The sequence below is a fragment of the Streptomyces sp. NPDC004721 genome, assembly GCF_053601495.1.
The window spans coordinates 137335-159026 of the sequence record NZ_JBSGBZ010000002.1; the positions used below are offsets into that span (position 1 = coordinate 137335).

The window sequence follows — 21692 nt, forward strand, 5'->3', positions numbered from 1 at the left end:
GCCTACAGCTGTGCCTGCTCCGCCTTCTTCAGCAGCATCAGCTCGAACACCTCGGCCATCTCCCGGTACCCCAGGTCACTGGGATGCAGATGGTCCCCGGAGTCGTACTCGCCCCGCAGCCGCCGGGGAGCGTAGGGGTCCCGCAGCGCCTTGTCGAAGTCGACCACCGCGTCGAACACCCGCCCGCTGCGGATCTCCGCGTTGACCTGCTGCCGTACCGCGTCCCGCGCGGGCGTGTACCCGCGGTGCCCCTCGAACGGCATCAGCGTCGCCCCGACGACCTTCAGCCCGCGCGCGTGCGCCCGCGTCACCAGCGTGCGCAGCCCGCCGACGATCTGCTGCGGGTCGGCGAGCCGCGGATTGCGCAGGATGTCGTTGACGCCGAGCTCGATGACGACGACCTTGGCACCGGTCCGCTCCAGCACGTCCCGCTCGAACCGGCTCAGCCCGCTGGGGTTGTCCGCGGGCCGCCCGAGCCGGTCGGCCAGCACCTGGTTGCCGCTGATGCCCTCGTTGACGACGCTGTAGCGCGGCACGTCCCGGTCCTCCTCGACCGCCGCCCACAGCCGGCCGGACAGGACGTCGGTCCAGCGGCGGTCGGCGCCGACGGTCGAGGTGACGCCATCGGTGATCGAGTCGCCGAGGACCACGACCGTCCCCTCGGCCTCGTCGCTCAGCACGTCCAGCGCGGTCAGATAGCGCCAGACCGTCGTCCGCTCCGTGTACGGCGCTCCGGTCACGTCCTCGGTGCGGTCGCCCTGGGCGACGTAGGAGACCTGGCGGGCGTACGGGTGGTAGGTGACCGGGCCCGACGGAGTGGGGGAGTAGGTGGTGACCAGGACGTCGCCGCCCCGCGGTACGGCGATGCGCACGGAGTCGCTCATCACCTGCCCGCCGGCCGGTACGACGACCGAGGGGGCGCCGGCGAAGGTGAGCCGCCGCATGGTGCGCGTGGCGGCGGCCGCGGTGGCGTCACCGGCGGCGACGGCGATCGAGGCGTGGGTGACGTTCAGCGGCGTCTGACCGTAGAGATTGGACAGCGTGATCCGGGCACTCGTCCCGGCGACGCTCGTGTGCACGACGTTGCGCACCGAGCGGCCCGCCATGCCGTTGAACGCCGTGCCGGGTTCGGCGGCGGCCGGGGAGGTGGCCCAGGTGGCGACCCAGGTGCCGGAGGAGGCCGGGGCGGCGGAATGGCCCGAAGCACGGCCGGTGGCCGGCGCGTCGGCCAGGCGGCCGGTGCCGGAGGCGATCCCGGCGTAGATGGCGGCGGAAACGACGACGATCAGCGCGACGATCGCGGTCAGCAGGCCGTAACCGTGGCGGCTGGTCATGGGGGTGTCTCCTCGGGCGACGCCGGCCGGAGCCCCGGCACTCCGATCCGATGGGCACATGGTGGGTCATGAGCCCGGGGAGAATTGGCTGGATCCTGCCGAACCCCCCTCGGGACAGACGCCGGGAACTCTTGTTCCGTTCCGGGAGTCGGTCAGGAAGGGACAATTGTGCGCGGGATCACCGAACGGGTGGAGTGGATGGAACAGACGACACAGGCCGGCCGGGGAACGGCGGACGCCGTCTCCCAGCGCGCGATGACCGTGTTCAGCCCCGCCGACGAGGAGCGGCGCCGCGGGGTGCGCCGCATGAAGCTGACCGCCACCGGGATGCTGCTGTTCGTCGCCGTGGTGTACGTGCTCGCCAAGTGGGGGGAGCACGCGGGCGCCGGTACCTGGACGGCGTACGTCGCCGCGGCCGCCGAGGCCGGCATGGTCGGCGCGCTCGCCGACTGGTTCGCGGTCACCGCCCTCTTCCGCCACCCCCTCGGCCTGCCCATCCCGCACACCGCGATCATCCCGACCAAGAAGGACCAGCTCGGCATCTCGCTGGGCGAGTTCGTCGGCGAGAACTTCCTCTCCGAGGACGTCGTACGGCAGCGGCTGCGCGCCGTCGGCATCGGCAGCCGCCTCGGCGCCTGGCTCGCCCAGCCGGAGCACGCGGACCGGGTGACCGCGGAACTGGCCACCGCGCTGCGCGGCGCCCTGACGGTGCTGCGCGACTCCGACGTCCAGGCCGTCGTCGGCGAGGCGATCACCCGCAGAGCCAACACGCAGGAGATCGCGCCCGGCATCGGCAAGCTGCTGGAGAAGGTCGTCGCAGACGGCGGCCACAAGCGGGTCGTCGACCTGGTCGTCTCCCGCGCGCACGACTGGCTGGTGCTGCACAGCGACTCCGTGATGGACGCCGTGCAGGGCGGCGCGCCCGGCTGGACGCCGAGGTTCGTCGACAGGAAGGTCGGCGAGCGGGTCTACAAGGAGCTGCTGCGCTTCATCACCGAGATGCGGGACATGCCCTCGCACCCGGCGCGCGGCGCGCTCGACCGCTTCCTCACCGACTTCGCCTCCGACCTCCAGTCCGACACCGACACGCGCGCGCGTATCGAGCGGCTCAAGGGCGAGGTGCTGCGCCGCGGCGAGGTCCAGGACCTGATCGCCTCCGCCTGGACGGCCGTACGGTCCATGATCGTGGCGGCGGCCGAGGACGAGCGCAGCGAGCTGCGTCTGCGGGTCCGCGCCTCGCTGCTGTCCCTGGGCGCCCGGATGGCCGAGGACTCCAAGGCGCAGGGCAAGGTCGACTCCTGGGTCGAGGGCGCGGCGGTCTACGTGGTGACGACCTACCGCAAGGAGATCACCTCCCTGATCACCGACACCGTCGCCGGCTGGGACGCCGAGCACACCACCCGCAAGATCGAGGCCCACATCGGCCGAGACCTCCAGTTCATCCGCATCAACGGCACAGTGGTGGGCTCCCTGGCGGGAGTGGTGATCTACGCGGTGACGCGGGCGATGGGGGCGTAGGGCCCGGCCGGCGGCCGGGACGGGGACCCGGGCCCTGTCGTCGCTTCCCCCTGTCGCGCGGAGCCTGGGCCGGTCGGCCGTATCCCGAGCGTGATCCACGCGGTTCGGGGGAACCCGCATGACGTTCCGCTCGTCGTGGAGGGCGCCCATGGCCACCGCCGAGGCCGAGACCGGCCGTACCGTGACCACCGACATCCCCGCCCGCCTGGACCGCCTTCCGTGGTCGCGCTGGCACTGGACGATCGTCGTCGGTCTCGGCACCGTGTGGATCCTCGACGGTCTGGAGGTCACGGTCGTCGGCAACATCGCCAGCCGCCTGTCCGAGCCCGGCAGCGGCCTGTCGATCAGCTCCGCACAGGTCACGGGCACCGCGGCCGCCCTCTATGTGGCGGGCGCCTGCGTCGGCGCCCTCTTCTGGGGCCGCCTGACCGACCGCTACGGCCGCAAGAAGCTCTTCATGATCACCCTCGCGGTGTATCTGGCGGCCACCGCCCTGACCGCGGTCTCCTTCGAGGCCTGGTGGTTCTTCCTCTTCCGTTTCCTGACCGGCTTCGGCATCGGCGGCGAGTACGCGGCCATCAACTCCGCGATCGACGAACTGATCCCCGCCGCCTACCGCGGGCGCGTCGACCTGATCATCAACGGCAGCTTCTGGGTGGGCGCCGTCGGCGGCTCCCTGCTGTCGATCCTCGCCCTGAACACCGGCATCCTGGCCGCCGACCTGGGCTGGCGGCTGACGTTCGCGCTCGGCGCGGTCCTCTCCCTGGTGATCCTCCTCGTCCGCAGGCACGTCCCGGAGAGCCCGCGCTGGCTGCTGATCCACGGCAGGGACCGGGAGGCGGAGGAGGTGGTGACCGATATCGAACGCCGGATCGAATCCGAGCGGGACGAGCCGCTGCCCGAGCCACACGGCCGGATCACCATCCACCAGCGCCGCAGCGTGAGCTTCGTCGAGATCGCCCGCACGGTCTTCGCCGACTACCGCAGGCGCGCCGTCCTCGGCTTCTCCCTCTTCATCGGCCAGGCCTTCCTCTACAACGCCATCACCTTCGGCTTCGGCGCGATCCTGACCAAGTTCTTCCACGTCCCCTCGGACCACACCGGCTACTACTTCGCCGTCATCGCGGCGGGCAACTTCCTGGGCCCGCTGCTGCTGGGCCGCCTCTTCGACACGGTCGGCCGCCGGGTGATGATCTCCTCCACCTACCTGCTGTCCGGCCTGCTCCTGTTCGGCACGGCCTGGCTGTTCGGCCGCGGCACGCTGAGCGCCGGCACGCTGACGGCCTGCTGGTGCGTGGTGCTGTTCTTCGCCTCGGCCGGCGCCTCCAGCGCCTACCTGACGGTCTCCGAGATCTTCCCGATGGAGACCCGGGCGATGTCCATCGCCTTCTTCTACGCCCTCGGCACCGCGGCCGGCGGTATCAGCGGCCCGCTCCTCTTCGCCGACCTCACCAGCACCGGCAGGGTCGGCGACACGGTCCTCGCCTTCCGGATCGGCGCCGCCCTGATGTGCGCGGCGGGCCTGGTCGCCGCCTTCCTCGCGGTCAAGGCCGAACGCCGCTCCCTGGAGGACATCGCCACACCGCTGACGGCGGTGAAGACACCGGAGACGGAGGCGTTGCCCTAGCCGTGCGGCTGCCGCGGATCAGCCGCACGGGTGGCTGCCGTGGATCAGCCGCCGAGGGTCAGTCGCCGTAGAAGTACCGCGTGCCCTTCTCGATGAAGTGGGACGCGTAGACCCGGCCGAGGACGGGCTTGCCGCGGTACATGCCCACATAGCGCTGCCCGCTGTCGACCACCACCGGCCGCGCCATGCAGGCGAACTTGTTGCGCTGCTGCTCCTCCGCCCACCGCACGGCGGCCGGGTCGACGTTCTCGCTGACCAGGACCGGGAAGGCGGCGACCCCGGTCTGGAGGCCCACGGGCAGTCCGCCCTTGGTGGCCTTGGCGTACTTCAGCACTCCGTAGGTGAAGTCCCTGATGGCGCCCACCGTGACCTCGGGGACCGCCGCGGCCACCGTGAACAGATGCAGATTCGTGGCCATCCAGCGCATCCGGAAGTCGGAACGGCGTCCCACGAGCACGGGCATCCCGTGCCAGTCCTCCCACCGGGTGCCGCACCCGTCGGCCCGCAGCCGGCCCTCCAGGGCGGCGAGGTAGGCTCCCGCCTCCGACTGCTGCTGCCCGAACCCCTGTTCATACATGAGCGGGATCCTATGCCCGCCGTGACGCCGCCCGTCAGGCTCCCGTCGTGGAGCCCGGCCTGACGATCATCAGCACCGTCACGGCGGCCCACAGCAGGTTGAACTGGCCGGTGAACATGGCGAGCCGAACGGTGGCCCTGGGGGCGAGGGTGGGGGCGGTAGCGGTGGTGACGGCGATGGCGGTCGCGGCGGCGTCACTACCCCCACTGTCAGTGCTCTCTGTCACCTGCCGTTCCTCCAGGGCCTCGGCTATGGCGGTCTGCCGGGGCAGCACCAGTGCGACGAGGACGACGGCGGCGAGCGCGGTGAGGACGATCGACACGATCAGCCAGGTGTCGCCGAGCACGCCCATGTTCTTGGCCGTGGCGAACCGAACACCGGGACGGCGACCCCGACGACGGCGTAGACCCGGCAGATGCGCAGCAGCAGCCGCACGGTCTCCACCGCCCGCGGGTCCTCGGGCGCGGCCAGCGCCCGGCGCGCGGCGGGCGGGAACATGCTGGCGGCGACGGTGACGGGCCCGATGGCGACGATCGCGGCCAGGACGTGCACGGCGAGAAGGAACTTGTTCACGCCCCGACGCTAGACACCGGGCCGATCTTGAAGAAGTGGCGAGAGTGACAGGGATCAACGGATTCCCGCCACCACCCCCGGGGCGGACGATCGGCGGCCCTGCCCACCCCTCCGGGACCGGGGCCTAGCGGGCGTCCCGCCGGTCGGAGACGGCCCAGGAGGCGAGGGCGACCGCGCCCGCGACGGTGAACACGGACGGCCAGGCGCCCACCTTCTTGGCCAGCGGATGAGACGCGGCGAAGGCGGCGACGTAGGCGGCGGTGAGCGCCCCTGTCGCCTTCCCGCCGGCCCGCTGCCGCCACTGCCACGCCGACGCGGCCCCGGCGACCGCCAGCACGGCCCCGCCCAACTCCCGCTTCCCGGTCCACCGGGCCGCACCGTACCCACCGACGAGCCCACTCGCGGCGACCACTGCCGCAGGAACCCTGACCATCGCTGCCTCCCGCACTCGTAGGACAAACCAGGCTAACCCGCACGTCAGGCGGCGGGCCGACGGGGCCTGCCGTCCTCGTCAAGCAGTGAGACGCAAGTCACATCGATTGCCCCGACGGGTCCGTCACACATCGCGGACCGGGTCCGTCGTAGGTATGAAAGCGAAACCAAGCGAAGCAGTACGAAGCAGAACGAACCACTACAAGGAGCCCAGGATGGAAGCCCGTCTCAACCTCTTCGGCAACGCCCTCGCCGCCAAGTTCCTCCGCCAGATCAACGCCGCGGGCAAGACCGTGTCGGACTCGCCTCTCCCGGCCTCGACCCAGGAACTGGTGAAGATCCGCGCCAGCCAGATCAACGGCTGCGGCTTCTGCCTGGACATGCACACCAAGGACGCCGCCCACGCCGGCGAGACCGCCGTACGGCTCAACATGGTCGCCGCCTGGCGCGAGGCCAAGGTCTTCACCGAGGCCGAGCGCGCCGCCCTGGAACTGGCGGAGCAGGGCACCCGCCTCGCCGACGCCGCGGGCGGTGTCACCGACGAGGCCTGGGCCAACGCCGCCAAGCACTACGACGAGGACCAACTGGCGGCCCTGGTCACCCTCATCGCCATGATCAACGCCTACAACCGCCTGAACGTCATCGTCCAGCAGCCCGCGGGCGACTACGAACCCGGCATGTTCGGCTGACCCGGGGCCTGGCACCCCGTCGACCGCAACGGCCCGCTCGTCGACCTCAACGGCCCGCCCGAGGACCCGTCGAGCCGGCCTGAGATCCTTTCCCCATGACCACACCACCAGACGGACTGCCCCGTTACCGGGTCCTGACCGGCCCGGACGACGCCTCGTTCTGCCGGCGCGTGAGCGAGGCGCTCGACCTCGGTTACCGACTTCATGAAGGCCCTGCCCTCACCTTCGACGGCGAGAACGTCGTCGTCGCCCAGGCGGTGGTCTGGCCGACGGAGTCAGAGGGGCGGGCGTAGGGCCGTGCGGCCGGTTCCGGGGCCGGTCAGACGACCACCCCGGCTCTCTTGTACGAACGCAGCAACAGCGCCGCCTCCGTCCCCGTCACTCCGTCCAGCTCCGCGAACACCCGCGTGATGAAGTCGTGCACGTCCTGGGCCGAGCGGTGGCTGGAGTAACCGAGAACGTTCGCCCGGCCGGTGGTGATGACCAGGTGCCGTACGTCGGATTCACGGGCCAGGCGGCGTACGGCCGTGTCCAGCGCCCGGTGTTCGACGGAGAGCCGGAAGCGGGCCTCGACGGGGAAGCCGAGCACACCGGGCTCGGTGTGCAGGCGCAGGTGCAGCACGTGCGAGTCCATGAGCCGGGCGAGCCTGCGCCGGGCCGTGGTCTCGCTCACGCACAGCTCGCGGGCGAGCCGGGCCATGGGGATGCGCGCGTCCCGCTCGAGCAGAGCCACCAGATGGCGGTCGAGTTCGTCGATGACCAGCGGCTCGGGCAGGGCGCCGCCCTCGGCGACGCGACGGCGCGACGGCGTGGGCTCCTGGCGGTACGGGTCCCAGTCGTTGGCGGTCAGCAGGAGTCGTAGGACCACCGCCGTGTGCACGTCGGTGACACCGGGAATGCCGGCGATCGATCCGTCCACCGTGGTCAGGAGCTGCTCGGGGCCTGGCACGAGGACCTCGGCCAGCACCTCGGGCGAGCCGGTGGCCACGTCCACGGAGCGTGTGTCCGGCCGGCGCGCGAGCGCGAGCGCCACCGCGTGCAACTTCCCTGGCGCGCAGCGCACCGCCAGCTCCACGACCAGTCCCTCGCCCAGGTACTCGGGCACCAGGAACGCCGTGAACCGCACCAGGCCTGAGCCGATGAGCCGGTCCAGCCGGCGCGCGACGGTGCGCTCGTGCACCTCGAGGCGGCCCGCCACATCCGCCCAGGCGGCCCTGGGGTCGCGGGCCAGCAGCCGGAGGATGGCGTGGTCCAGCGCGTCCAGGGCCGACGGCACCGCTTCACCGGGCTTGCCTGAATCCGCCAACGATCACCTCTCAAATGCTCGTTTCCACTGAATATTCGGGGAGCCATTGCCGAGACTAAGCCGTTCGGGCGACCTTGAGTGGCACTTTCCGCCAGCCACTCTCCGTGAACAGGTGCGGCTTCCATGAACGACACCCCGATCCTCGCCCCTTCGCCCGCGAGACCCGCCCTCCGCCCGACCCCGGTCGCCGCGGTGATCGTCTCCCTGGTCCTGGTGGAGCTGTCCAGCGGCATCACCCAGGGCTTTCTGGGCCCGCTGCTGAAGGGGCTCACCACCACCCTGCACGTGAGCGTCGCCGAGCTGAACTGGATCAGCATCGCGAACCTGCTCTCCAGCGTCGCCTTCACGCCCATCCTGTCCCGGCTGGGCGATCTGCACGGTCACCGTCGCGTGCTGCGCTGGAACCTGGGCATCGTGCTGATGGGCTCGGTCCTGGTGGGGCTGAGCCGATCGTTCGGGCTGCTGCTCGCGGGGCAGGTGCTCCAAGGCGCGTTCGCCGGGTTCTTCCCGCTGCTCGTCGGCATCCTGCGCAACCGGCGCACCGCCGCCGAGAGCCGGCGCGGCATCAGCTTCATGGTGGCGGCGCTGGTCGGCGGGCTCGCACTGGGCACGGTGAGCAGCGGCCTCATTGCCGAGTACGTGGCGGCCCCGACCGCCGCGCTGTGGGTGCCCGCCGCCGCGGTGGGTCTCGCCCTGGCGGTGACCTGGCCGCTGCTGCCGGAGACCGAGGAACGGCCGGGCGGCTCCGCGGACTGGCTCGGCGCCGGGCTGCTGTGCGTGGGGCTCGTCGCCATCACGCTGGGGCTCGGGCAGGGCGGCGCGCCCGGCTGGGAGTGGACCTCGGCGAGGACGCTGTGCTGTCTGGCCGGCGGTGTGCTGGTGACGGCGGTGTGGGTGCTGGTCGAACGGCGGACCGCGGCGCCCGTCATGGACGTGCGCCTGTTCCGGCGGCGCAACGTCGTCGTGGTCGCGGTCGTCACCCTGACCTTCAGCTCCTGCATGCTCGGCCTGCTGGTCGCCAACCCGGTGTTCCTGAGCACCTCGCGCGCCGAGGCGGGCTACGGGCTCGGGCTCACGCCGCTGGCCACCGCGTTCGCGCTGCTGCCGAACATGCTGGCGCTCGTGCTCGGCGCCCTGGTCGCGCCCGCCGTCGCCGCACGGCTCTCCGACCGGCGGACCCTGTTCGCGGGGTCACTGCTGATGGCTGCCGGAAACCTCGCCGTGTACGTCTCCCACAGCAGCCTCGTGCCCTACCTGACCTGCACCGCCGTCGTCGGTCTCGGCAGCGGGCTGCTCCAGCACTCCACCCGGACCCTCGCCGTCGAGGCCGTCCCGCACGACCAGACCTCGGTGGGCTCCGGCATCAACGAACTCCTCATCAACGTCGGCGGCTCGCTCGGCGCCGCCGTGGTGCTCTCCGTCTTCGCCGCCGAGACCGCGGCGGACAGGTCGCTGCCCGCCGTCACCGCCTACACCCACGCCTGGGCGATCTGCGCCGCCGTGTCCCTGGCGGGCGCGTTCGTCTCCCTGCTCTACAGCCGCCCCGCGAAGGAGGCCCAGTGACCAGCGCCCAGATGAAGGAACGCTGCCGCGACACCGTCACCCGCGAGCAGGACCAGGTCCTCGCGCTCAGCCACAGCCTGCACGCCGAACCGGAACTCGCCTACGAGGAGCACCGGTCCGCCAGGAAGATCGCCGACCTGGTCGAGGGCGCGGGCTTCGCGGTCGAACGAGGCGTGTGCGGCCTGCCGACCGCGTTCACCGCGACCGCCGGCTCCGGTGACCTGGTCATCGGGATCTGCGCCGAGTACGACGCGCTGCCCGGCATCGGTCACGCCTGCGGCCACAACGTCAACGGCGCCGCCGCCACCGCCGCCTCCCTCGCGCTCGCCTCCGTCGCCGACGACATCGGCGTCACCGTCAAACTCCTCGGCACACCCGCCGAGGAGTACGGCGGCGGCAAGGCCGACATGCTGCGCGAAGGGGCCTTCGACGACGTTGCGGCGGCGATGATGGCACACGCCGCGCCCACCGACGCCATCGGCATGACCTCGCTCGCCATCAGCAGCTGGAAGGTCGCGTACACCGGCCGTACGGCACACGCGGCGGCGATGCCGCACCGCGGGGTGAACGCCGCCGACGCGATGATGATCGCGCAGGTCGCGATCAGCGCCTACCGGCAGCAGATGACGCCCGGCGCGGTCGTCTCCGGCATCGTCACCTCCGGCGGCGAGGCACCCAACGTCATCCCCGGCCGTACCACGGCGGACTACGACTGCCGCGCCGAGACGATCGACGAACTGCGGGAGCTCCAGGCCCGGGTGCGCGCCTGTTTCGAGGCGGGGGCACTGGCGACGGGCGCCGAGCTGGCGCTCGAAACGGTCGGCAACGACTACGCCGATCTGCGGCAGGACCTGGACATGTGCGCGCTGTACCGCGAGGCGGCGGGCGACCTCGGCCGCACCGTGCCGCCGCGCGACCCCCGGCTGCGCGGCGGGTCGACGGACATGGGCAACGTCTCGCAGGCCGTGCCGTCCATCCACCCCATGATCGGCTACGACTGCGACGACGCGATCATGCACAACCCGGACTTCACGCGATACGGCACGACCGCGAGCGCCGACCTCGCCGTCCTGGACGGCGGGCTCGCCATGGCATGGACGGCGCTGGGCCTCGCGACCGACGAGGGGCAGCGGGCCCGGTTGCTGAAGCGGCTGGCCGAGCGCGGCCGTTGCTAGTTCCCCTGGGCCGCCCTGGCCCAGCGTCGGCTTTTCAGGTCTTCAGGTCTTCGGCTCTTCGGGTCTTCAGGCCTTCAGACGGGGATCGGGCTGCTTCGCGACGGGTGTCGGTGAGGGGACCTGTCGGTAGAAGATGTCGATGTCCACCTCTTCGCCGCCGACGGTCAGGGTGTCCCAGGCTCCGCTCGCGAGCAGGGTGCGGACGGTCTCGGGCTTCAGTTTCCGCAGGTGGTCGCGGAGGGTCGCGTCGTCCGGCATGCCAGGGACCCGCGGTGAGAGGCGGTCGCGGATCTCCCGCAGCCGGTCCATGAACGCGTCGATGTCCGCCTCGTTCGCCTTGTCCGCCGCGCCGTCCGAAGCCTCCGGAGAGGCCGCCTCGATGCTCTGCGCGATCGTGTCCTTGATCGCACAGGTGTCGCCGTGTTCGTCGGTGGTCACCATCGCGTTCCAGGCACGGCTCTTGTGCCGGTACTGGAGCATCGACATCGCCGCCTCGTGGCGGACGAAGTCGGCGTCGCGGAAGGCCTTCCCCCGCCAGGCGTTGCTGAGGGAGCGTGCGAGAGAAATGGCCGACGCGAGTCCGCTGTTGAGCCCACGCCCCGGCCAGAAGTGGATCGCGTTGGCGGCGTCCCCGAGCAGGAAGCCGTACGTTCCCGGGGTGTTGGACGTCGTGGAGTGGAGCCGGGCGGTGAAGCGCGGCCGCTGCACCATGTCCAGGCGGAACCCGGTGACGGCGCTCAGGTTCTTCTCGGTGACGCCGAAGAGGACCAGGCCCTCCAGCACGCGCTTCCACAGGGCCGACCCCTTGACCAGGGCGGGCAGGAACAGCGTGCCGTGGGTCGAGCAGCGGAAGTCGCCCTCGTCGTTGCGGCCCATGAGACAGGGCCGCGAGGCGACACACTGCTCGAACACATGCCGGACGGGGTCGACCCCGATCACCTCCTGGGCCTCGGCGTCGGTGAGGCGCATGTTCAGGAAGCCCTCGCCGCGCAGGGAGTTCAGAAGGAAGCGGTTCTGGGCCACCGTCAGCAGGACGGCCATGGGGTCCGGCAGCTCGGACTTCACCCGCAGCCCCAGCACGACGTCCTGGACGTGCTGCCCCTTCAGGGAGTAGATCGACGCGTCGGGGGCGCCGAACTTGTCGCTGAGGTGGTCCCGGGTCCGTGAGCGACCGCCCTCGCAGATGGCGAGCACGTGGTCCTTGACCACCGTCTCACGCTGCTCGGTCGCGTCGAAGCGGGTGGGAACGAGCCGGATCCGGTCGGATTTCTCGTTCGCCATCTCCAGGAGGACGTCCTCGACGTAGGCGATCCGGATGTTCCGCGGGCCGTAGCCCTGCACGGAGTCCGGCCCGGCCGGCCACATCTCGGTGTACGCATCGGCGCCGAACAAGCGCTCCTGGACCTTCTCGGGGAGGTTCAGGTACTGGCGGCTCTGGACGGTCACGACCTGCTGCCGCCGGACATTGCCCTGTGCCTCGTTCTTCCAGACGACCCGCGAGCCGTCCTGGGCCCAGCGGCCGTCGTAGACGGTGATGGCCACGCGCCGCCCCATCAGGTGCTCCAGCAGCAGGGCGAAGCTCAGCCCCACGGGACCGCCACCCGACACGGTGACGTTCAGGACCGGACCCGGCGCGGCGGCCGCGAGCGGGTTCGGGACATCCGTGATCGTCTCCATCGCCTCGGGGATCTCGAAGCAGAAGACCTCGTCGCCGATCGTGATCTCGTCCCCGGACGCGAGGATGTGGGACGTCACCTGCCTCCCGTTGACCAGCGTCCCGTTGCGGCTTCCCCGGTCGTACAGGACGTAGCGGTCAGCCTCCCGCAGTACCTCCGCGTGCAGACGCGAGGCCCGCCCGCTGGCGATCACGACACTGCTGTCACCGCTGCGGCCGAAGGTGACCGGAGCGGCGCCGACAGAGAACCGCCGCCCGGCCAGGGGCCCCACACGCCCGGTGATCGAAGCCGGCATGGCCACTCCCCCTTGGAACTGTCTGTACTGGCCCCGGCCGGCCGCGGTCATCACGCCTGCCGACTCAACCCGCTGTGCTGCTCCTCGGAACGTCCTACGGAGACGTCCGGCCCATCAACTCCGGGCGGACGCACGCCCTTTCCTCGGCATGCCCCACCCCGGAATTCGACAGCTCGACACAGCCAGCCATGGTCCCCCCACGCCCGTTGCCCCAGCCCCCAACAGGTGGGTTCCAGGTTCGCGCCACGATCGCCTCCGCGCAAGGCCGTAAGGCGGGAAGGTGCAGATCAGGTGTGGTGTGGCGGGAGGGGTGCGGGAGGACTCCGGGGATTGCCGGGGAGGAGGGGACGGTGGCCATGAGACAGTCGGGCACGGCCCATCGATCATGACCGAGGAGAAGGAACCATGAGAGCGCTGCCCGCCGTCGCCGGTCGAGACGGGTTCGATGCCCTGGTCATCAGAGTCGACTACGACGACGACCAGGCATGGCAGGACCTGGCGACAGCACTGATGAAGCCCTGGGGAGACGGGTCGTACGAGGCGCATGTCCACTTCGTCAACGATCCGGCCTGGGCAGGGGGCACGTCGACGAGGTCCTGACGGTGGTTCGCGCTGACGAGGACCTGTCCGTCGTGTTCCTCGCAGACCGAACGACCATGCAGGCCGGAAGCCACCCGCTGCTCGCGGTCACCACGCTGACGCGGGACGACTGCCTGGACGACAAGGACTGCGAGCAACTGACGGAGTTCGGCCGCGAGTTCCGCACCACCCCCGCAGGCGTCCACGACGTCTACGCCAACCTGAGCATCGGCAACCTGGGCTTCGAGGAGTACGCGGCGGCCGCCCACGACGACGCCGAGGGGATCTACCGTTCCTTCTGAAGAGTCACGACTACGCGCCTCGTTCCGGCTCCTTCGCATCCGGGTTACAGCCATGTTGGCGTCTCGGCCCATCGCCTCGTGAGGACCCCGTTCATGCCCGAAGGGCGAGGTGCGGAACTGGAGGTCTGGGCCACCCACTACTTGTGAAATGCCTGGTCACCTCAGGGCGCGGTGGCCCACATCCTCCGCTTGACGTGGGCATCGAGGCGTTGCTGTGATCAGGGAGGCAGGACTGTCTCTCAGGAAGCCGAAAAGCCGAACTCGTTGGTGACTTGCGGACATCGTGCACCAGCCACAAAGCTCGCCCATGCCCCCGCCGACAAGGTGAGATGGGGATGCTCGGGCTGCTTGGAGTCCCGCAGGAGCACGCCGGACGAGACGAAGGCGGCTTCTACACACTCGGTCCCACTGCCGCCGCTGTAGGAGGACTTGAACCAGTGCACTTCTGCCGACGTCACCATCAATGCTCCCTGCTAATCCGATCGATGAGCTCAGCAGAGGACTCGAGGTCGAGTGCCTGGGCGCTGAGATATTCGAACGCCAATCTATAGCGCTCCAGTTCCTGTGGCTTCTCCATGAAGAGACCGCCGCCGATGAGGTCTACGTACACCACGTCGAGTTCGGGAGCTTGCCCACGCAGGACAGCGAAGCTGCCGACGGCCGCTGCGTGTGCACCGCATGCGAACGGCAACACCTGGACGGTGATACGCGGTCGCTGGGACATAACCAGCAGGTGTTTCAGCTGCTGGCGCATGACCTCCCGGCCACCCACCTGGCGCCGGAGGGCTGCCTCGTCGATCACGCACCAGATGTGAGGTGGCTCTTCGCGATCCAACAACTCCTGCCGTTTCATGCGAATGTCGACCATGTGCTGCACCTCGCGCTCCGGGCACTGCACCTCCGAGGCCCGGTGTACGGCTTCGGCGTACGCACGGGTCTGAAGTAGGCCCGGGATATACATGCAGGCGTAGTGGTCCTCGCGTACGACCTCGTCTTCCAGGGTGAGCATGAGGTTCATGGACTCGGGGATGGGGTCGGCTAGAGACCGCCACCAACCCTGGATCTTGGCGCCTTTGGCCAACTCCACCAGCGCCGCACGTTCCTCGTCCGTGGCACCGTACTCACGGCAAAGGGCGTCAACGGCGGGCCACTTCACCGTCCCTTCCTTTGTCTCGTAGCGGCTGAGTGTCGCCTTCGAGATGCCTACGCGAGCGCCTGCCTCCTCCAGAGTCAGTCCCTTCAGCTCTCGGAGCCGACGTAGGTCGGCGCCCAGTTGGCGCCTACGGGTAGTTGGTCCGACTGCCATGCCCACGGCCCTTTCCTGTTGCTGCGACAGATCGTTGTTGGCCCTCAGGAGAGACGGCAAGGTGGCGTGCGCCGGGGCGCGTTGTGCGTTGCCGTGCTTCTCTTCGTGTGAGATGAGAGTTCCATTTCGTAACTCTCACTGCGACTCTTGGTTGTCATGTTGTCACTGAGCGCGCAGGGCGCCAACGACAGTGTGAGTGAAGAGGCGGAGTACGTCATGGAGTGCACCGGATGTATGCCGAGAAGGACGTGGGAGCTGCCGTTTCTGGCCGAGGCGGAAGAAGTTGCCGCTCTGCGGCGCATGCTGCGGCTCCACTTGGAGCTTTGGGGCTTGCACGAAGTCAGCGAAGCTGCCCAGCTGTGCGTCAGCGAGCTCGTCGCCAACGTCATTAAGCATGTAGGGCCCGCCACCCCGGCCACGCTCGCCGTCTTCATGAACGGCACCTACTTGCGCATCGAAGTCCACGATCCCGATCCCAGAGCCCTCCCAGTCCTGGCAGACGCGGACTCAAGCGCTGAGACCGGACGTGGTATCGCTCTCATTGACGCCATCACCGACCGTTGGGGCGTCGACCTCACAGCCGGGCGCAAGGCCACGTGGTGTGAGCTGTCTACGAGTCTCTCCGCGGACGACGGGCACACCACGGGGCCTCGTATGGCGCGAGCCGCGCATGTGCTCGGGCTCTACACCGAGGTGGCGAAGCTGCCGCAAAGCTCCCGGCTCACTCGGCTGGGGACGGCGGTGGCGGAGGAGACCGCGATCAACGTGATCGCCGATCTCCTTCACTGGCTCGGCGCTCACGGCCGGGAACCGGACGAAGTACTGGAGCGAGCCCAGGCCCACTTCCAGGCCGAGGCTGAGCTCGCTGACTGCTAGCACTGCTGTGGATCAGCTCGCCCGGGCCGAGTATGTCCACACGTCGGCCGGGAGGTCGTGCTTCAGGTGCCAGGTGATGGCCATCGGCTTGCTTCCGGTGTGGGTCTTGTAGGTCGCCGGGCCAAGGAGCATCCACGGCTGGGACTTGCCTATGTCGGTGTTCTTGTAGCGGCGTACGAACAGCAAGACGTGACTGCCGCGCTGGGCATGTTGCTGGTAGCGGATGCCGGTAGGAGAGTTCGTGGCCGTCGAGTTCTGCGATTCCCAGTGGAAGAGTTCCGGGCTCAGCGCGTAGTCCCTGTACCGGATGGTGGGGGAGAAATCCTTCTCGTTCTTCTCCAAGGTGATGAGCAAGGCGTCCGTCTGAAGGTCCGCGACCCACTGCACGCCCTGGGCGAAGGACCGTGGCATCTGACCGCCGAAGCGTGCCACGCCGAGTGCCGCGAGGATCTCGGACCGGTTGTAGGCGCTGTGGACCTTCAACGGGACGTGAGTGAGGGGGCCGGACAGAGACAGAGGGTAGTGGTCGGCTTGTTCGATGACGTAGGAGAGCAGTTGCCTGAGCTCGTCACGGAACGCCGGCTGAGAGCGGAGGGATTCCAGGCCTGCCTGGAAGCTGGTGAAGCCGCCCGCGTTGTCCCAGAGGTTGAAGAACAACATGCGGGCGTAGGACTGGTCACTGGGACTCAGGTCCTCGTACGGCGGGATGTCGTCCTCGAGGAGACGACCGTAGGCCTCGGCGCGCTCGGGGTCGTCAACGTGGAGAAACGCGTGGACGCGCTTGAGTAGAGCGGCCTCTCCTGCCGGGGCGGTTTCGTCGATCAGCCCGGCACGGCGCAATACCGTCGTCCACGAGTTGTCGCTCTTGTAGAGCTCCTTGATCTCCCGGCGGCTCTCCCGAAGATAGTCGGCGAGGCGTGGCGTGCTGTAGGCCTGGACCTCCTTCACCAACGTCTTGACTGTGGCGTTCACTTGGGCACGGATGTTGTCGAGGATGAGGTCCTTGGACTTGCCCTCCAGGATGATCTGGCAGCCGGACGGCAATTGCGGGAAGTCATGCTCGATGTGGTCGACGAGCCGGTTCCGCGAGAGGTTGGTGAGTGCCCGGAACTGCTCCTCGAAGCGGAACTCCGCCCGATGCTGTCCGATGAAGTCGAGAACCGTGAGTACCGGTTTCGTCTCGGTACGCCTCAGCCCCCGGCCCAGTTGCTGGAGGAAGATCGTGGCGCTGTTGGTGGGGCGGAGGAGGAGCAGCGTGTCGACGTCGGGGATGTCGAGTCCCTCGTTGAACAGGTCGACGGAGAAGATCACCTGGAGCTTGCGGTCGCCTAGATCGCGCAGTGCTTGAGCGCGCACAGCCGCGGGCGAGTCGCTGTCGAGCGCGACGGCCTGGAAGCCTGCCTTGCGGAAGAAGTCGGCCATGAAATGGGCGTGTGCCTTGCTCACGCAGAAGCCCAGCGCCCGCATGGTTCCGGGGTTGGAGACCTTGTCGCGGATCTGCTTCACCACGATCCGGGCGCGTGCGTCATTGCCCGTGAAAAGGTTGTCGAGCTCCTGATCGGTGTATGTGCCCTTCTGCCACCCCAGGTTTCTCAGATCCATGCCGTCCGGGATGCCGAAGTAGTGGAAGGGGCAGAGCAGATCGTTCTCCAGGGCCTCCCACAGGCGCATTTCGGCGGCGATGCGTCCCTCGAAGAACTCGTCCTGGACGTTACGCCCGTCCATCCGCTCGGGGGTCGCCGTCAGACCCAGCAGCTCCTTCGGCGCGAAGTGGTCGATCACCCGGCGGTACGTGGTCGCGGTGGCGTGGTGGAACTCGTCGATGACGATGACGTCGAAGTGATCGGAGGCCAGTTGCTCCAGCCGCCGCACATTGAGCGACTGGACGCTTGCGAAGACGTGGTTCCACTCACGCGGGTCCTGCCCAGCGTGCAGCAGCTCTCCGAACGAGGCGTCGTCGAGGACTTCCCGGTATGTGCGCAGGGACTGGTTGAGGATCTCCTTGCGGTGCGCCACGAACAGGAGCCTCGGTCGTTCGTTGTCCGACTTGCACATGCTGCGGTAGTCGAGGGCGGCCATCACAGTCTTCCCCGTGCCGGTGGCGGCTACCAGCAGGTTATCGTGACGCCCGCGGATCTCTCGCTCGACGCGGAGCCGCTCCAGCATGTCCCGCTGGTGTGGGAAGGCGCGTACCTGAAGGCCGGAAAGGTTGATCTTCAGGTCGGTGGTGGAGCTGGTGCCACCTGCCTGGGCCAGCGCTCCATCGAGGCGTTCACCGTGGAGATCCGGGTTGTACGTCTCGAAGGCCGTGTCGTTCCAGTACGCGTCGAACGTCGCCTCGAACTTGTCCAGTACGGAGGGGGTGGCGACGGACGACAGCCGTACGTTCCACTCCAGGCCGTCGAGCAGTGCGGCCCTGGACAGGTTCGAGCTGCCGACGTAGGCGGTGTCGAAGCCCGTCTTGCGCCGGAACAACCAGGCTTTGGCGTGCAGGCGGGTGGAGCGGATCTCGTAGTTGACCTTGACGGTCGCGCCGAAGTCCCGCACCAGCCGATCGAGTGCGTGACGGTCGGTGGCCCCCATGTACGTGGTCGTGATGACCCGAATCTCCACGCCGCGCTCCTTGGCGGCGCGAAGAGCGTCCTCCAGAACTCGGATGCCGTACCACTTCACGAACGCGCAGAGCAGGTCGATACGGTCCGCGGTCGCGAGCTCGGCCCGCAGTTCGGCACCCAGGCTGAGGTCCTCCGGCGAGTTGGTGAGCAACGAGGTCTCGGACAGCGGAGTGAGGGGGCGGATTGCGTAGGCGCCCGGCGCCTCCTGCTCGGCGAGGGCGAGCAACTGACGGGGGCCCTCCACGACCGTGTTTATGGGCTCGGTGTCGGTCTGGCCGGTGGTCCCGATGGCCAGAGATTCCAGGACCTTGTTGACGAAGGGGACCCGCTGATCGGAGGGGAGCTGGTTGAGCGTGCGGGCGACCACCTCACCGACGTGCCGGGCCAGAACGTGAGGCGAGGACTCCTTACTGACCTCGGCGTCGATGGCCTTCCACCCCATGGCCTCGAGCTGCCCCAGCTCATCGCGTACGTCCTGAGTGATCAGCTTCTCGTACACCCCAGCGATGGGCTGCTCCAGGTCCCGCGCCTTTGCCACCGTGTCCCCGATCAACGTTGATGGTTCTGTTCTAACAGGCCCTACTGACAGCGAGCCTTCGGTACCGCCGAACTCCCCGCAGGATGGGGCCCTTTCCGCTTACTTCACCTTGCCGGTGAAGATCGCGCTCTCTGATTCCATGTCGGGAGACACTTCGACCTGGAAGACCTTCTGTCCCTTGGGGAGCTCGCAGCCCCACGGCATGTTGATAGACCTTCTGGCGAGGAGTTTGGTGTCGGGGCCTCCGTCGAGGCTGTGATCGCTGTCGAAGATCGATTCGCTGCTGCGCCCATCTTCGCCATAGGAGCAGTTGACGGTGAGTCCGGTGGTGTCGAGGGTCTTCCTGCCCCCGTTCTTGATCTTGGCTGTGAACTGCACGTAGTTGGTGTTCTCGGGGGACGCGTACTCCCCGGACACAGACCGCTGGAACCCGGAGAGGCTGACGGCGACATTGTTCTCGTAGGTGGCGGTGTCGGTCAGGGCGTAGACGTCATCGCTGTCGTCCTCATCCGCGAACTCGTCCGTGGAATCCGTCGTGTCGTCGGCCGTCGCGGCGGTGTCGCTCGCGGTTTCGGTGACGGTGACGGTGGGAGCAGCTCTGGTGCCGCTGCTTCCAGTGGCGCCAGCCGTGACTGCGGCGGAGACGGCCGCGGCAACGACTGCTGCGGCCGCGGCGATGATGGCTGTCCGGTGCTTCTTTGTCTGCGGCTGCGGGACGGGCGGCATGGGTGGCCCGTAGCTCGGCATAGGTGGCGGCGCGGTCCTGTCGCTCATGGTCCCCCCCCAGGGAATTGCATGAGTGATGAATCTTCTCGTGACCGCGGAGACTTGTGGAGACCCTGTGATGGAATCGTGTCCATGGTGGGGGTGAGAATCCACTGCTCGGTGGGCGGATCGGGAGGCAACTGGCGGTGTGAGTACTCGAACTGGGCGCCATAGGCCGGGTGAGTGAACGTCCGCTGATGCCTTACGCTGCCCGAAGCGAAGACGTCTGGCATCAGCCAGCGGCACGGCAGGCGAGCGATCAGTGATGCGGACGGAACGACCTGGCTAGGCCGCCCGCCAGATCGTCATGTCGGCCATGACGAAGCTGATCCCGCTGTCCGGCAGTGCGGTGGACTTCACCTGGATCACGAGCAGCGCGATGTCTCCCGAGGGGTGCTTGATGCAGATCTCGCTGCCGTTCGCCGCCGCGGCCAGCGGGAGGCGGTGCCTGTGGGCGTCGGTGAGGGTGAGGCGGCACGAATCGAGAGTGGCCCCCGTCTTGTCGTACGACAAGGCGATCACGCTGGTGTCGCTCTCCAGCTCGCAGCCGGCCAACTTGCAGCCGAAGCGGATGTCCCCCTTGCGGTCCTTGCGCTCGACTGGGTCCTTGATGTTCAGGGAGTTCTTCTCGTCCAGCCACTGCTGGGGGTACGGGACGGCTTGCGGTGGCTTGGGTGTGGTGGAGGAGGGGGGCGACGCCTCTGGTGTCCGGCCACCGGCCTCGGAGGCTGGCGTGGCTCCGGATGAGGACGCCGAGGACCGCGCGGAGGCCTCCGGAGGGGACGTCGAGGAAGCGGACGCACCCCAGTCGCGGAGCCGGTTCGCCGCGTTGATGGCTGTCCAGGTCAGGCCGGCCAGCAGCAGCGCGCCCGCTGTCACGGAGGCGGTCGCGATCAGCGCGTTGCGATGCCTGCGGGTGCGTCGCGCGTCCGGGTCCGACGGCATTGGCGGCTGCGGCCACGTGACCTGCGGGACCGGAACCGCCGGCTGCGGCCAGCCGACCGAAGGCAGCGTGTAGCCATGGGTGGGGTTGGGGACCGGGGGCGGGACCGTCACCTCCGGTCCCGCTATCTCCCGCCAGACGGCCGGTCCGCCGCCCGCGTCGGCGTCCTTGCCCAGCCGTTGGCGGCACCATTCGACGATCTCCGCCGGGGTGGGGCGTTCGTCCGGATCGGCGGCCAGGCACCGGGCGATCAGCGGACGGAGTTGCTCGGGCAGGAGGGAGAGGTCGGGTTCGTCGTTCACGATCCGGTACAGCACGCTGACCGCGGGGCCGTCCCCGTACAGCGGCTCGCCCAGGGCCGCGAACGCCGCCGTCTGGCCGAGTGCGAAGACGTCGGTCGCCGCCGTGACCTCGCCCGCGGCCGCCTGCTCGGGAGCCATGAACGACGGTGTGCCGATGGCGGCGCCCGTGGTGGTGTGCGAGGTGACGTCCGAGGCCAGCGAGATGCCGAAGTCGATCACGCGCGGGCCGTCGGCGGCCAGCAGCACGTTCGACGGCTTCAGGTCCCGGTGCACGATGCCCGCGTCGTGGATGGCCTGCAGTGCCTCGGCCACCCCCGCCATCAGCCACAGCACCGCCGGAACCGGCAGCGGTCCGCGCCGGGCGACGGCCTCGGTGAGGGACGGGCCCGGTACGTACAGCGTGGCCAGCCAGGGCGGTACGCCGTCCGCGGCGGCGTCGATCAACTCGGCGGTGTACGCGCCCCGGACCCGTCGGGCGGCGGCTATCTCTCGACGGAACCGGCGGCGGAAGGCCGGGTCGTCGGCCAGTTCCGGACGGACCACCTTGATCGCCACCGGGCGGCCGCCCTGCGTGTGCGACAGGTAGACCCGGCCCATGCCACCCGCGCCCAGCCGGGCGACGAGGCGGTAACCGGCCACCGTGGGAGGGTCGTCCGGTTGCAGGGGCTGGAACACCTCAGTCGCGCCCGCATTGTTCATCG

Annotated in this window: 17 protein-coding genes and 2 pseudogenes; 8 read left to right on the forward strand and 11 right to left on the reverse strand. The window is 69.1% G+C overall.

The window, feature by feature from the left end; translation table 11 throughout:
• Window positions 1–2 precede the first annotated feature (2 nt).
• The gene (locus tag ACWEK3_RS02320) at window positions 3–1334 is read right to left on the reverse strand and encodes an SGNH/GDSL hydrolase family protein (protein WP_453248693.1); all 1332 of its coding nucleotides are present in this window, start codon (window positions 1332–1334) and stop codon (window positions 3–5) included.
• A gap of 198 nt (window positions 1335–1532) precedes the next feature.
• On the opposite strand from ACWEK3_RS02320, the gene ACWEK3_RS02325 reads away from it, so the two are divergent.
• Both ACWEK3_RS02325 and ACWEK3_RS02330 read left to right on the forward strand, forming a co-directional pair.
• Window positions 1533–2852 carry a DUF445 domain-containing protein gene (locus ACWEK3_RS02325; RefSeq protein ID WP_376396313.1) on the forward strand — a complete coding sequence of 440 codons (1320 nt, stop codon included), beginning with the start codon at window positions 1533–1535 and terminating at the stop codon, window positions 2850–2852.
• A 148-nt stretch (window positions 2853–3000) separates the two neighbouring features.
• The gene (locus tag ACWEK3_RS02330) at window positions 3001–4479 is read left to right on the forward strand and encodes an MFS transporter (protein WP_450543702.1); all 1479 of its coding nucleotides are present in this window, start codon (window positions 3001–3003) and stop codon (window positions 4477–4479) included.
• Between the two features lie 58 nt (window positions 4480–4537).
• Here ACWEK3_RS02330 and ACWEK3_RS02335 read toward each other — a convergent pair whose 3' ends face one another.
• The 3 genes and pseudogenes from ACWEK3_RS02335 to ACWEK3_RS02345 form a co-directional block, all read right to left on the reverse strand.
• Window positions 4538–5056 (reverse strand): levansucrase, encoded by a 519-nt coding sequence (locus ACWEK3_RS02335; protein WP_450543704.1) that lies wholly within the window; start codon window positions 5054–5056, stop codon window positions 4538–4540.
• Window positions 5057–5090: 34 nt separating this feature from the next.
• Window positions 5091–5629, reverse strand: a pseudogene (locus ACWEK3_RS02340) (protease).
• 124 nt (window positions 5630–5753) lie between these two features.
• The gene (locus ACWEK3_RS02345) at window positions 5754–6062 is read right to left on the reverse strand and encodes a hypothetical protein (protein ID WP_450543707.1); all 309 of its coding nucleotides are present in this window, start codon (window positions 6060–6062) and stop codon (window positions 5754–5756) included.
• Window positions 6063–6276: 214 nt separating this feature from the next.
• Between ACWEK3_RS02345 and ACWEK3_RS02350 the strand changes: the two genes are divergently transcribed.
• The gene (locus tag ACWEK3_RS02350) at window positions 6277–6750 is read left to right on the forward strand and encodes a carboxymuconolactone decarboxylase family protein (RefSeq protein ID WP_365420151.1); all 474 of its coding nucleotides are present in this window, start codon (window positions 6277–6279) and stop codon (window positions 6748–6750) included.
• 95 nt (window positions 6751–6845) lie between these two features.
• A complete protein-coding gene (locus tag ACWEK3_RS02355; RefSeq protein WP_453248694.1) occupies window positions 6846–7043 on the forward strand; it encodes a DUF1737 domain-containing protein in 198 nt (65 codons plus the stop codon).
• Window positions 7044–7069: 26 nt separating this feature from the next.
• On the opposite strand, the gene ACWEK3_RS02360 is transcribed toward ACWEK3_RS02355, so the two are convergent.
• The gene (locus tag ACWEK3_RS02360; protein WP_450543710.1) at window positions 7070–8056 is read right to left on the reverse strand and encodes an Lrp/AsnC family transcriptional regulator; all 987 of its coding nucleotides are present in this window, start codon (window positions 8054–8056) and stop codon (window positions 7070–7072) included.
• Window positions 8057–8179: 123 nt separating this feature from the next.
• Between ACWEK3_RS02360 and ACWEK3_RS02365 the strand changes: the two genes are divergently transcribed.
• Both ACWEK3_RS02365 and ACWEK3_RS02370 read left to right on the forward strand, forming a co-directional pair.
• The gene (locus tag ACWEK3_RS02365) at window positions 8180–9619 is read left to right on the forward strand and encodes an MFS transporter (RefSeq protein WP_453248695.1); all 1440 of its coding nucleotides are present in this window, start codon (window positions 8180–8182) and stop codon (window positions 9617–9619) included.
• Complete coding sequence (locus ACWEK3_RS02370) at window positions 9616–10794, forward strand: M20 family metallopeptidase (RefSeq protein ID WP_453248696.1); 1179 nt, start codon at window positions 9616–9618, stop codon at window positions 10792–10794. Before ACWEK3_RS02365 ends, ACWEK3_RS02370 begins: the two co-directional genes overlap by 4 nt.
• A gap of 66 nt (window positions 10795–10860) precedes the next feature.
• Here ACWEK3_RS02370 and ACWEK3_RS02375 read toward each other — a convergent pair whose 3' ends face one another.
• The gene (locus ACWEK3_RS02375) at window positions 10861–12765 is read right to left on the reverse strand and encodes an FHA domain-containing protein (protein WP_453248697.1); all 1905 of its coding nucleotides are present in this window, start codon (window positions 12763–12765) and stop codon (window positions 10861–10863) included.
• Window positions 12766–13170: 405 nt separating this feature from the next.
• On the opposite strand from ACWEK3_RS02375, the pseudogene ACWEK3_RS02380 reads away from it, so the two are divergent.
• Window positions 13171–13646 (forward strand): annotated as a pseudogene (locus tag ACWEK3_RS02380) (DUF6924 domain-containing protein).
• A 239-nt stretch (window positions 13647–13885) separates the two neighbouring features.
• On the opposite strand, the gene ACWEK3_RS02385 reads toward ACWEK3_RS02380, so the two are convergent.
• The gene (locus tag ACWEK3_RS02385) at window positions 13886–14107 is read right to left on the reverse strand and encodes a DUF397 domain-containing protein (RefSeq protein ID WP_450543714.1); all 222 of its coding nucleotides are present in this window, start codon (window positions 14105–14107) and stop codon (window positions 13886–13888) included.
• Window positions 14107–14952: a helix-turn-helix domain-containing protein gene (locus tag ACWEK3_RS02390; RefSeq protein WP_453248774.1), complete on the reverse strand. Its 846-nt coding sequence runs from the start codon at window positions 14950–14952 to the stop codon at window positions 14107–14109. Before ACWEK3_RS02390 ends, ACWEK3_RS02385 begins: the two co-directional genes overlap by 1 nt.
• A 216-nt stretch (window positions 14953–15168) precedes the next feature.
• On the opposite strand from ACWEK3_RS02390, the gene ACWEK3_RS02395 reads away from it, so the two are divergent.
• Window positions 15169–15828, forward strand: a complete 660-nt coding sequence (locus tag ACWEK3_RS02395) for an ATP-binding protein (protein WP_453248775.1) — start codon at window positions 15169–15171, stop codon at window positions 15826–15828.
• A 12-nt stretch (window positions 15829–15840) separates the two neighbouring features.
• Here the strand turns inward: ACWEK3_RS02395 and ACWEK3_RS02400 are convergent, their stop codons facing one another.
• From ACWEK3_RS02400 to ACWEK3_RS02410, 3 genes are all read right to left on the reverse strand, one after another.
• Window positions 15841–18981, reverse strand: coding sequence for a DUF3427 domain-containing protein (locus ACWEK3_RS02400; RefSeq protein WP_453248698.1), 3141 nt, complete (start codon window positions 18979–18981; stop codon window positions 15841–15843).
• A gap of 99 nt (window positions 18982–19080) precedes the next feature.
• On the reverse strand, window positions 19081–19755 hold the full coding sequence (locus ACWEK3_RS02405; protein WP_453248699.1) for a hypothetical protein: 675 nt from the start codon (window positions 19753–19755) through the stop codon (window positions 19081–19083).
• A 276-nt stretch (window positions 19756–20031) separates the two neighbouring features.
• Complete coding sequence (locus tag ACWEK3_RS02410) at window positions 20032–21690, reverse strand: serine/threonine-protein kinase (RefSeq protein WP_453248700.1); 1659 nt, start codon at window positions 21688–21690, stop codon at window positions 20032–20034.
• Window positions 21691–21692: the final 2 nt, after the last annotated feature.